Source organism: uncultured Lutibacter sp. (assembly GCF_947493565.1).
Taxonomy (GTDB): Bacteria; Bacteroidota; Bacteroidia; order Flavobacteriales; family Flavobacteriaceae; genus Lutibacter; species Lutibacter aestuarii.
This window is the reverse complement of record NZ_CANLRG010000004.1, coordinates 101,402-114,098: the sequence shown is the minus strand read 5'-3', so window position 1 is coordinate 114,098 and position 12,697 is coordinate 101,402. Positions and strand designations below refer to the sequence as shown.

Below are 12,697 nucleotides of genomic sequence, written 5' to 3'. Positions count from 1 at the left end.
TAAATTTTTTAGGTACAGATATAAGGATTTTGCCAACCTGTTAGAGGTGACTTTTCAAGTTTTTGATACAAACTTTTATTTAATAAAGTATCTAGAGTTTTTATAACTGTATTTAGATAAGTAGTTTTATGATATTCAAATTTTAGGGGTTTAAATTGTACTATTAGAGATTCATTAAAATTATTGTAGATTAATGAATCTCTAGTTGTTGAAATTATTTTAGATTGCAAATATTTAGTAATTTTTATATGAAAATGATTTGAAGTATTACCAATACTTTCAATAATTAAAGTAGGAATATTATTTCCATTATTAGGATGATTCAAAGCTTGTTGTAAACCATTTAAAAAGTTTAACTCAAGTGATGGAAACATATCCGATTTAGGTAGTAATATTTCAACTTTAAAACTCATATAATTTTTAATCTCTAGAAGGGAAAATTCCGACAAGAGCTATTACAAAATTAATAGCTAAATAAGGTTGCATATTTGTATGAGGTTGATTACTCCCAGTAGCACCAATAGTTAATCCATTTAAATTGCTTCCAGAAGAAGATTCTTCACTAAATGCTCCAGAGTGAGCAGCAATATACTGACCAGAAGGGTTAGATTCACCACCTGTGCTAGTACTAACTGCAATTTGCCCATTATGACTATGGTTAGGCATTTGAGTTTGGTTTAAAGTTACGTCTTGCACGCCTCCTCTTTGTCCCAGAGGTCTAGGTGAAAGGCCAGGACCTGCACTTCCACCTCCAGAGTTAATAGGTACTCTACCACGTAAATCTGGTAAGGCAAAAGTAGTTATTCCATCTCCACCATAGGTAGTCCCTAAAATTGAAAATAATGCGCTGTTTTGTGAGATAGCTAGTAGTTGTCCGTTACAAAAAGCCCAACCTCTTGGGGCAAAGTTCCCTCCAAACATCATAATTTGTCCTAAAAATGGCTCCATAATTTTAATTTTTTAATAGTTAATAATGTAATTTTTATTTAATAATAAGTTCTGGCATGGCAATAGATATAAGAGTTCCATTAGACGTTGAAAGGGAACAGGTGCCATATTGGTCAATTACCGCTGTTAACTCTCCTCCTCCTTCATATCGGTAATAAGCTTCAACAGTACTGGTTCTTACCAAAACACCCCAAGTTTCTTTAATAAAAGGGTATCCAGCAATTTTTTTATCGCCAAGATCAATAAACGCCATTTCACCAATTCCAGGAATAGTTACATAAGAATTGCCTTGATTTTTTAAACAAGCAGAATCTCCTTGATCGTTAATAATTTTGTTTCCATTAACAGTGATTGCCCATGGATAGTTGTTTTTAATGTTTAATGTGTACATAAATCATTTATTTAAATAGTTAATATGAATGTCAATTTTTATGACAGTTTTTAAAATTTAATTAAAGAGTTATGTTAAATGTTATAGTTGAAGAGTTTTCAAATTCTTCAGTTATGGGAAAAAGGTGTTCATCTAGTAGTTGGTTGTCATACCAATGTTTATCTGTGATATGAGCTCCTGTACTATTTATGACTAGTTCTGTGAAATAATAAGTTTCACTATTAGAAATTTTAAAATATATTCTAGAAGATTTTCCATATTCTTTATTTGGAAAATCGGTAATAAAATGATAATTGCCTTTAGTATCTGTTTTTAATTTAGCTCTATGCTTATAGCTTTTAGAGTTTGGAGATAAATGCCAAACTTCAATACAAACATTTGGTAACAAATTAGTTCCAGTTTTATCAAAAATTTGACCTTTGATTGAAATTTGTTTACCAGATAAAAAAGGATTCCTTAAATCATTTTTTTCTTCAGCATATGAATTGTAACCTTCAAAAGGGCAATTAGAAAAAGAAAATGCATTTGCAAGTTGAATGTTTGAGAGTAGCGCTATGCTTGTAGAAGCTAAGACAGTTTTTTGCAAAAACTTCCTTCGGGAAGAATATTCCATAGTTTTTTTAGTTAGTTTGGCTAATATAAAAAAAAATTTAATAAATAATTGATTTTTAAAGTAATGTGTTAATAAATTAGATGCTTAAGATTAAAAAAAGAGCCTCAATTTTGAGGCTCTTTTTTTGTGAAATAATATAATATAATTATAATCTACTTAGGATCTAAAATTCCATCTATACGTTTAGCAATATCTTGCAAGTGGTATTTTTTTATAGTATTTGTTGTAGCATTTGCAGCTCTTTGTGCATCTCTTTTAATTCTGTTAAGCTCTCCACGAACCACAGGAATAATATCAGATTGTTTTACAGTTACTGCTGTACTTTTTATATAACTTGAACCTTTAAAACTTTTTGAGTCTTTAGCATTCATCAAATACGCTAATCTTTCAACATGTGCTCTTTGAAGATTTCTTCTATAAGTATCAATATTTTTTCCAGTACGTAACTCAGACCAAATTCCATTTCGTAAATCAGACATCATTGAAATTAGCGAATAGGCTTCAGAACCATTCAAAGTTTCATTTTCAATCATACGCATCATTCTTCCTAAAGAAAGAATATTGTTTAAAGTTCTAACTTGAATACTTCTAATTCTTTCAGTAACTCCAGAATATTCAGTTCTGCCAATTATATTTTTATCGATAAGCCAGGTTGGAGTATCAAATAATTCTGTATTGATAAATTTTAAACAGTTTTTTTGATGTGCTTTATCTACATGCGTATATACATTTCCTTCTTGGTCATAGGTTTTATAATTTTCATAAACACCACCTAAATTAGAAGAAACATGTCCCATATATCTATTAAACTGAGAAACTACATGTCCATACATAGTTTCTAAATCATCGTAATTTTTACCTTTTTCAGCAGTCCAGTTAATTAAATTTGGAACAATTCTTTTTAGGTTAGCAATTCCATAAGAGCTAGCTTTAATGGCATCGTCTCCTAAATCTTCTGTTTGAGAACTTGGGTCAACAACATCACCAGCTTGTTGATGTCCAAAACGATATAATGGATCTCCAGCATGTTCTAAAATCCAGCTATCTAAAGTTTCTTTTTCATCTTCTGGTGTTTCTGCATCTAAAATTGGTCGATATCCCCATTTCATAGCATATTTGTCATATACCCCAATATTAGGATTCATTGCAACTCCTTTGTCTCCAGGTTGTGCAACATAATTAAAACGTGCATAATCCATAATAGATGGAGCAGTGCTATATTTTTGGGTAAATGTTGCTGAACGTAAAGAATCTACGGGGTAGGAAGCACTACTCCCCATATTATGAGGTAAACCTAAAGTATGACCAACTTCATGAGAAGAAACAAAACGAATTAAACGCCCCATAACTTCATCTTTAAATTCAGTAGTTTGAGCCTCAGGATTAATAGCTGCAGTTTGAACAAAGTACCAACCTTTTAATAAACTCATTACATTATGATACCAGTTGATATCAGATTCTAAAATTTCACCAGATCGAGGATCGCTCACGTGTGGACCATTTGCATTTGGAATAGGAGAGGCTAAATATCTTACAACAGAATAGCGGACATCTTCAGGACTCCAATCTGGATCTTCTTCTTTTGTAGGAGGGTCTTTAGCAATGATGGCATTTTTAAATCCTGCAGCTTCAAAAGCCACTTGCCAATCTTCAATACCATCTTTTATATATTGTCTCCATTTTTCAGGAGTTGCTCTATCAATGTAATATATAATTGGTTTTTTTGGTTCAACTAATTCACCACGTTTAAATTTCTCAATATCTTCATCTTTTACTTCCAATCTCCAACGATCTAAGTATGTTACTTTTTCACTTTTTTGAGCTTCAGAGCCATAATCAACTTGTGAGGTTGTAAACCAACCAACTCTTTCATCAAAAATTCTTCGTTTCATTGGAACTTTAGGTAATAGAATCATTGAATTACTCATTTCAACAGAAATAGTTCCAGTGCTTGAATTGGATGGAGGCGATCCTGCAGCATAAGTTTTTACGTGTCTTGTTTCAATATTTAATGGGTAGCTTTTTACACTTTCAATAAATGATTTTTTGGTATCTAATCGTGTAATTTTATAACCTTTTCTTTTATAGCTTGGTAAACCTAAGGCTTTAACATCTGTTGAAAATAATTCTGTTACATCAATTACAGTTGAAGTTTTATCATCATTAAATGCAGCTATTGGAAAAGCAAAGAGTACAGGTTCAAAGTTAGAGTTTACTACGGCTTCATGAATTGGAAGTTTTTCATCAGCAACTACATTATGAGAAACAACTCTTAACAAAATTTGTTTTCCTTTTTTTTGCCAACGCAAAACTTGTGTATTTGCTTTTTGACCTCCAAAATCACTATTATTTGAAGTGTTTTTTGCAATACGAGTTACCATAAGCATTTCTCTTTCTAATAATGAGTCTGGAATTTCAAATAAATATTTATCATCAATAGAGTGAACTTTAAACAAACCTTCATCGGTTTTTGCATCTTTTGTTACAACCTTATTGTAAGGTTGAATGGCGCCCTTTTTTGGTTTTGGTGGTGGAGTAGGAGCAACAGTTTGATTTTTCTTTTTTTTCTTTTTTTGTGCTTCTGCATTAGAAGATACTCCAACTATTAACAGCACTGTTAATAGGCTAGTAAGAAGTTTTTTGGTCATTTTGAATATTAGTTTTTGTTTTGTAAAAATAATTCGACTAATATATCAAACCCAAATAAAAAACTTCTTAAATATATGTTAAAGAAAAACCCATTAATATTGCTATTAATGGGTTTATTAAGTACTTAAATAGAAGATTAAGTTTTATTTCTTTTTAATTGTTTTTGAATTTTTTTGATGGCAGCTTCAATAGGTTTTTCGGGCTCTATTACATTGTATTCTCCCCAAAATTCAGCATCTTCAAAACCAGATGCTTCATCGCTCATTATTACCGAAGATTTTAATCGGTCTTTTAATTTTATAGGTCTATTAGTTGTATTTTTTTCCCAGTTAGTAATGGCCATTTCAATGGTTGAGTAATAAACAGAGTTAAATAATTTTTTATCATAATCAACCTTAAACCCAAGTTGAATTCTACTGTAGCCATAATACCATTTGTTATTTGTTACTTTGTAATTAACCTGATAGCTAGCTTCAATAGGTATTACATTTGCCTTTCTAGGCTTTTTAAGTATAAATAACTTACCAGCTTTTTCTGGATTGTCTAAGTTTACTTTAAATTTAGCACTTGTTAGAGCTAAGGATTGTGCATCAATATATAATTTTCCGTAAAAAAAAGGTTCTGAAACAGATGATTTTTGTTTAAAATTAATTACATAAATAGGCCTGTTATCTATTTTGGTTGATTTATCAAAAGTGAATGTATAAATTTGACCCATATCTTCTGTAAAAATTAAATGTGGATTTTTCATAATATCCAAGTGCAAAGTACTAAAGGGACCTCCCCTTAATTTTAAAGCTATGGTGTCTAGTTTTCTATAATCGGTACTTTTTCTAGATTTATATAGTTTAAGTAAATCACTTCTAGAGGTATTATATGGTTGTTTATGTATTTCTACAACGGCTTCAGATAATGATACATAAGTTCTTCTTTTTTTGATGGTTTCTCTATAGAAAGCTGTCATATTAGTATCATCATTAAAATAGTTTTCACCACGACGTTTTAATGCTTCTTTAACCAAGGAAAGGGCATCTTTAGTGATAATTTTAACTTCAGATAGCTCCTCAATATAGGTGTCTAATTTTATGACATTATTTTTATTTTCAAGATTTTTTAGATTTATGACTTTACTAGTATAGCCCAAAAAAGAAACGGTTATGTGCTGTGAATTAATTTTTTTAGGAATTTTCAATAAAAACTTTCCTTGTGAGTTTGTTACTGTGCTTATATTAGTTCCATTAACAGTTATAGATGCAAAAATTAATGGTTTTTTGTGTTTACTATCCAAAACAATACCACGATATCTGTTAACACCTACGGTATCAATATAAGTTTTAGATGCGTAGCTGAATTGATAGCAACCAATTAATAATAAAAATATAAGAATTGGTTTAGCCAATTTTTTTACAAAAGGTATAGTATTAGTTACCATGGCTTTTTAAATTTAGTATTATAAGTATCTAAGTTACTAATTTTTAAATGAATGTAAAAGAAAAAAGGAGCTACATAACTGTAACTCCTCAATCTCTTTAATATTTGGGCTATTTTGAAGGAACTGGAAAGCCTCTGTCACGCATTAAGGCATCAATTTTAGCATCACGACCTCTAAATTTTCTATAGGCTTCAGCTGGATCCATTGAGTTTCTAGGAGCAAATAAATATTGTACCATTTTGGCAGCTAATTCTTTGTCATAAAAACCACTAGGAGCTTCTGCAAAAGCTTCAGCGGCATCAGCTGTTAAAACATCTGCCCACATATAACCATAATAAGCGGTTGCATATCCTTCTCCAGAAAATACATGCCCAAAATGAGGTGTTCTATGTCGCATAACCAATTCTTTTGGCATATTTAGTTCGTTTAAGGTTTCTTTTTCAAAAGCATCAACATCTATATTTGATGGATCAGCCATGTGAAATTTCATATCCATTATTGCAGAAGCTAAATATTCTGTAGTTGAAAATCCTTGATTAAAAGTTGAAGCTTTCTTAATTTTTTCAACCAATTTTTGAGGAATTACTTCTCCAGTTTTGTAATGAACTAAAAACTGATTAATTACTTTATCAGTAGATAACCAACGTTCTAATACTTGTGATTGGAATTCTGTATAATCTCTAACACCACTGTTTAAAGTTGGGTATTTTACATTAGATGAAAAGAAGTGTAAAGCATGTCCAAATTCATGTAAAAAAGTAGTCGCGTCATCCCAAGAAACTAAAAGAGCTTCACCAGGAGCGGGTTTTACAAAGTTTGAATTATTTGAAGCAAGTACTGTCTTTTTTCCATCGAATGTAGTATGACTTCTATAAGTTGTAGCCCAAGCTCCCGATCTTTTTCCAGGGCGTGCAAATGGATCTAAATACCACAATCCAATATGTTTGTTAGTTGATTTATCAGTAACTTCCCAAACTTTAACATCTTCCTGAAAAACAGGAACGCTTCCTTCAGCAACAGGAGTAAAATTATAATCAAACAATTCTCCAGCTACAAAAAATAAAGCTTGAGTTAATTTATCTAATTGTAAATATTGTTTAACTTCATCCGAGTCTAAATCATATTTTTGTTTTCTAACTTTTTCAGCATAAAATCTATAATCCCAAGGTTCAATAGTAATATTATCTCCTGCAGCATTTGCAACATTTTGCATATCTTTTACTTCTTCATGTACTCTAGCAATAGCTGCTGGCCAAACAGCATTCATTAAATTCATAGCATTTTCAGGAGTTTTAGCCATTCTGTTTTGTAAGCGCCAATCTCCAAAATTATCGTAACCCAATAAGCCTACACGTTCTTTTCTTAATTTTAAAATTTTAGCAATATTTTCATTATTATCAAATTCATCTCCATTGTCGCCTCTAGAATAATAGTTTGTCCAAACTTGTTTGCGTAATTCTCTTTCTGTTGAATAGGTTAAAAATGGATCCATATAAGATCTTGTGTTTGGAACTGCATATTTACCTTCTTGACCTTTATCTGAAGCGATTTTAGCCATAGATTTTATCATGCCTTCAGATAAGCCTCCAAGTTGATCTTTAGTTAAGTACACTACATAGTTTTCTTCATCTGCTAAAATGTTATTAGAAAAATTGGTATATAGTGTTGAAAGCTCTTTGTTGATTTCAGCATAACGAGCTTTTTTTTCATCATCAAGCTCAGCACCATTCATGGCAAATCCTTCATAAGTAAGCTGAACTACACGTTGTTGATCATCTTCTAAAGGAGTTTTTAATGAATTGTCATACACTGTTTTTATACGTTTAAAAAGCGCCTTATTTTGCGATATTTTTGAGTTGAATTCTGATAAAATAGGTGCCATTTCACCTTGAATTTTTCTAAACTCTGCAGAAGACGTATTTGAGCTCCAAATACCATAATAACTAAACACTCTATCTAAGGTTTCCCCAGCCTTTTCTAAAGGAACAATAGTGTTTTCAAAAGTTGGGGTTTCTACATTACTAGTGATGTCATCAATTTCTTGTAAATTTTCTTCCATTCCTTTTTCAAGCGCAGGCTTAATGTCATCAATGTTCATTTTATCAAAAGCAGGAACTCCACCGTAAGGTCCTGTCCATTCTTGCAATAAAACATTTTGAGTTTGCATTTTTTCTTCTTTTTCTTTGGTTTGATTGCAGCTTATTAAAACAGTTACCATACTAAAAATGGTAATTGTTTTAAACAGCGTTGCTGTTGTTTTTTGTATCATAATTATAACTTGTTTAAATAGATTGATTGAATAACATCAAAATTAACCATTTAGCCATTAAAAATTAAGTAGTAACCCCACTTTAGTGCGTATTTTTAGTTAATGAAATGTTAATTTTTAATAAAAAAGAAACTGCTAAAAAGTAATTCCTTTTAAATAAATTAGGTTATGGATTTATTGGAGGTAATGGATTAGGTACTAGATTTTCAATTGGTGGTGTAGAGTTTAGATATTCGAAAATCGATTTTAATTCATCGACAGTCATAGCGCTATACAATCTCCAGATCATTATCTTAAATGAAATTTTGGAATAACTTTATATTAAAAGAGGAATTACAATTGTAGTTCCTCTTTTTAGATTATAAATTATACTTTTTTAGCATCTAATTTTTCAATTACTTTACCATAAACAATTAATGAAATTGCCGAAAATAAGGCAATTCCAGCAAAGTAATACCATATATAATGTGCGTTTACAGAAGCTGCTTGCCAAGCTTCGTGAGTTTCAAATAATTTAGGTTCTGGACAATATTTTGAAAGTAAATATCCAGACAAACCAAAACCTACAACAGAAGAAATAAATGAATGTAAATGGCTGAAACCTAAGTACAATCCTTCTTCTCCTTTTGGAGCTTGTAAAGAGAAAAATTGTAAAAATCTAGGAGAAATAAACGATTCTGCTAAACCTTGTAAAACAATTCCTAAAACCATCATAAGAGCAATTGGATGCATGCTAATTATTCCAAGATCAATATCAGCTCCACTCATCAAATTTCCAGAAGCCATAACAAGTGCTGAAAGAGGCATAATAAACATACCAACAGTCATAGAAAATAAAGGAGTTTTACTAGCCATTAATCTTGTTACTAATGTAACGGTAAGTACTACAACTAGTGGGTTAACGTTGGCGTACCAAGATGGAGAAGCACCCTCTCCAGCCATTCTTAACACATATTTTGGCATAGTTGCATACAATTGATGTTGTACCATCCAAAAGCCGGTTATAATTAATATCAATGTTATTAATCTACCATTAGTAACTACTTTAATTAATGCCGTCCAAATTTCTTTAAGCGTTTTTCCTTTTCCTTCGGTTTTAGAAGATTTGTAGAAAAAAACAATCATAATTAAAGCAATAAATGTCATAGCTGCAGAGAAATAATTTAGGTAAACTAATCCCATATCTCCCATAGAAACTCGTAATGGTTTTACAATGGTCTTCCCAGAAAAAGCACCAATATTTACCATCATATAAAATATAGAAAACCCTAAAGCTCTGTTATTTTCTGTAGTTTCTTTTGCAACTGTTCCAGTAATTACAGATTTAATGAAGGATCCACCAATCATAATTACCAACATTATTGGTACAATAGACCATCTTTGTGCTGATTCTAATAAACCTGTAAATTTGATTCCGTCAGAATAATCAACTAATCCAATAGCTTCTAAAGTAGTTGGTAAAACCCCTAATCCAAAATATCCGATGCTTAATAATGTGAATGCTATTATTAAAGAAGATTTAAACCCAATTTTATCTGCCAATGCACCTGTAAAAGTTGGTAATAAATATAAACCTCCAGAAAATATACCAGAAATTAATGCGGCTTCTACATCAGAAAAGCCTAAAATTCTTGATAAATACAAAGTGATTACAATGAAAACACCATAATATGCACCTCTTTCTAAAAGTTCAACAATATTTGCTGTCCAAAAGGCACGCGTAAATCCTTTTAATTTTTTAAACATTTTTTCTAATTTTTAATAAACTGTCGCCGAAGATAAGAATTTATGGATAATTATTATTGTGTTTACAGTAGTTTAGATTGATTATAAAAAAATATAAAAAAAGGAACTACAGTTACGTAATTCCTTTTATTTTTATTTTGAAACTCTAAAGATTTTAAGATGTTATTTCAACAAATAAACCTTCGTCAGTATTATTAACCTTAGCTAATTTATGTTTGGTTAAACCTTTCATTGTTTTATCCCACTTTTTGTTGCTTAAACCACTTTGAGTTTTTAATTCTGATAACTCAATTTTTTCTGTTTTTTTAAGAATTTCAAAAACGGCTTTTTCATCGTCGTTTAATTCAACTGTAGGAGCTTTCTTTTCAGGTTTCATTTGTGGGAAAAATAGGACTTCTTGAATAGAGCTATTGTTGGTCATAAACATTGTTAATCTGTCTATTCCAATTCCAATTCCTGAGGTAGGAGGCATACCATATTCTAATGCACGTATAAAATCTTGATCAATAAACATGGCTTCATCGTCACCTTTTTCAGATAATTTTAATTGATCTTCAAAACGTTCTTTTTGATCAATAGGATCATTTAATTCAGAGTATGCATTTGCTAATTCTTTACCATTCACCATTAATTCAAAGCGCTCAGTTAATGCAGGGTTTGTTCTATGTTCTTTGGTAAGAGGGCTCATTTCTTTAGGATAATCGGTAATAAAAGTTGGTTGGATATAATGATGCTCACATTTTTCTCCAAATAATTCATCAATTAATTTTCCAACACCCATAGTTTCATCAACTTCAATACCAACTTTTTTACATACCTCTCTTAGTTCTACTTCATTCATTCCAGCAACATCATATCCTGTATGGATCTTTATTGCCTCTAAAATAGGCACTCTTGGATATGGAGCTTTAAAGCTTACTTTATTTTCACCAATTTGAACTTCGGTTGTACCGTTAGTGTCAATGGCAACTTTTTCTAATAAGTCTTCCGTCATTTTCATCATCCAGTTGTAGTCTTTATATGCAACATACAATTCCATTACAGTAAACTCTGGATTATGAGTTCTGTCCATTCCTTCATTTCTAAAGTCTTTAGCAAACTCATAAACAGCATCAAAACCACCAACAATTAAACGCTTTAAATATAGCTCATTAGCAATGCGTAGGTATAAAGGCATATCTAACGTGTTATGGTGAGTTATAAAAGGTCTTGCAGCAGCTCCACCTGGTATTGGTTGTAATATTGGAGTTTCAACTTCTAAATAACCACGGTTGTTAAAAAACTCACGCATTGAGTTGGTTATTTTTGTACGTTTAATAAACGTTTCTTTTACATGGTCGTTTACAATTAAATCTACATAACGTCTTCGATATCTTTGTTCAGCATCTGAAAAAGCATCATGAACTTTTCCATCGGCATCTGTTTTAACAACAGGTAAGGGTTTTAAGCTTTTAGAAAGAATAGTTAATTCTTTTACATTTACAGATTCTTCTCCTACTTTAGTTTTAAATACTTCTCCTTTTATACCAATAATATCTCCCATATCCAATAATTTTTTGAATACAGTATTGTATAAAGTTGCATCATCCTCATTGCAAATTTCATCTCTATTGATATAAATTTGCATTCTTCCACTAGAGTCTTTCAATTCAGCAAAAGAGGCTTTTCCCATAATTCGTCTACTCATCATTCTTCCAGCTAAAATCACTTCTTTACCTTCAAATTCATCAAACTTTGTAAGAATGTCATTTATGGTAGCTGTTGTTTTAAATTCTTCTGCAGGATAAGGATTGATACCTAATTCACGAAGTTTTTGTAATGATTCTCTTCTAACTATTTCAAGTGGTGTTAATTGCATACCTTGCTTTTTATAATTCGTTTATTAACAGTTTGCAAAGATACAATCAATTCAGAAATAACAGTAATTTAGAAAGAAAAAGTATTTAGAATTTGTAATCAAATAAAAATTTATATATTTGCCTATCGCTTCGAAAGCGATTTAGTTGTGTTGTTTGACGTTTAAAAGCGTCATGGTTTTTAAAACCGATGGAAAGCTTCCCGAAAAACCGGGACGCTTTTTTTATTTTTAAAGCTTTTTTAAACTAGAAAAATAAGCTTCTGTACTCCCAAAATATAGAAATATAGAAAGAGGTAAATACTACTGCTGCTACAAATTTTATAAAAGCTGAGGTTAAAAAACCAATAAAACTACCAAAGGCAGCTTTTAAAGCTTTTTTAGTATTGTTAGCATCTTTTATTAGTTCACCTATAAAAGCGCCAGCAAAAGGACCAATGATAATTCCAAAAGGGCCTAGAAACAAAATTCCGATGATTAATCCAACCATAGTTCCAATAACTCCATAGCGAGTACCTCCAAACTTTTTAGTTCCCATAGCAGGAATAAAGTAATCAATTAGCCAAATTAATATAGCAATAGCAAGGGTAATTCCCAAAAATGTCCAATTTAATGGAACTACATTGGTTAAATGAAGCAATAATAATCCAATCCAACTGGTAAAAGGGCCTGGCAAAACTGGTAAAAAGGAGCCAATAATACCTAACAGAGCAAATAAAAAACCTATGATTAAAAGAAATATGTCCATATAAAATTTATGTTTTCAAATATATAAAAGAAATTGAATTATCAAT

Annotated in this window: 11 protein-coding genes; all 11 read right to left on the bottom strand. The window is 30.9% G+C overall.

The annotated features are described in order from the left end of the window. Positions 1–8 precede the first annotated feature (8 nt). Positions 9–413, bottom strand: a complete 405-nt coding sequence (locus Q0714_RS06080; RefSeq protein ID WP_298263525.1) for a hypothetical protein — start codon at positions 411–413, stop codon at positions 9–11. A 7-nt stretch (positions 414–420) separates the two neighbouring features. Continuing rightward, complete coding sequence (locus Q0714_RS06075) at positions 421–948, bottom strand: phage tail protein (RefSeq protein WP_298263524.1); 528 nt, start codon at positions 946–948, stop codon at positions 421–423. Positions 949–982: 34 nt separating this feature from the next. Beyond that, complete coding sequence (locus tag Q0714_RS06070) at positions 983–1,339, bottom strand: hypothetical protein (RefSeq protein WP_298263522.1); 357 nt, start codon at positions 1,337–1,339, stop codon at positions 983–985. Positions 1,340–1,400: 61 nt separating this feature from the next. Next, complete coding sequence (locus tag Q0714_RS06065) at positions 1,401–1,952, bottom strand: hypothetical protein (RefSeq protein ID WP_298263521.1); 552 nt, start codon at positions 1,950–1,952, stop codon at positions 1,401–1,403. A gap of 152 nt (positions 1,953–2,104) precedes the next feature. Then, positions 2,105–4,600, bottom strand: coding sequence for a zinc-dependent metalloprotease (locus Q0714_RS06060; protein ID WP_298263520.1), 2,496 nt, complete (start codon positions 4,598–4,600; stop codon positions 2,105–2,107). 137 nt (positions 4,601–4,737) lie between these two features. After that, the gene (locus Q0714_RS06055) at positions 4,738–6,033 is read right to left on the bottom strand and encodes a carboxypeptidase-like regulatory domain-containing protein (RefSeq protein WP_298263518.1); all 1,296 of its coding nucleotides are present in this window, start codon (positions 6,031–6,033) and stop codon (positions 4,738–4,740) included. Positions 6,034–6,142: 109 nt separating this feature from the next. Next, entirely contained in the window at positions 6,143–8,251 is a 2,109-nt protein-coding gene (locus tag Q0714_RS06050) for a M3 family metallopeptidase (protein WP_298263783.1), read from the bottom strand. Between the two features lie 217 nt (positions 8,252–8,468). After that, a complete protein-coding gene (locus Q0714_RS06045; protein ID WP_298263517.1) occupies positions 8,469–8,591 on the bottom strand; it encodes a hypothetical protein in 123 nt (40 codons plus the stop codon). Positions 8,592–8,668: 77 nt separating this feature from the next. After that, positions 8,669–10,048: an MFS transporter gene (locus Q0714_RS06040; protein ID WP_298263516.1), complete on the bottom strand. Its 1,380-nt coding sequence runs from the start codon at positions 10,046–10,048 to the stop codon at positions 8,669–8,671. 154 nt (positions 10,049–10,202) lie between these two features. Then, on the bottom strand, positions 10,203–11,906 hold the full coding sequence (gene lysS / locus Q0714_RS06035) for a lysine--tRNA ligase (RefSeq protein WP_298263515.1): 1,704 nt from the start codon (positions 11,904–11,906) through the stop codon (positions 10,203–10,205). Positions 11,907–12,150: 244 nt separating this feature from the next. After that, positions 12,151–12,651, bottom strand: a complete 501-nt coding sequence (locus Q0714_RS06030; protein ID WP_298263513.1) for a DUF456 domain-containing protein — start codon at positions 12,649–12,651, stop codon at positions 12,151–12,153. Positions 12,652–12,697 lie beyond the last annotated feature (46 nt).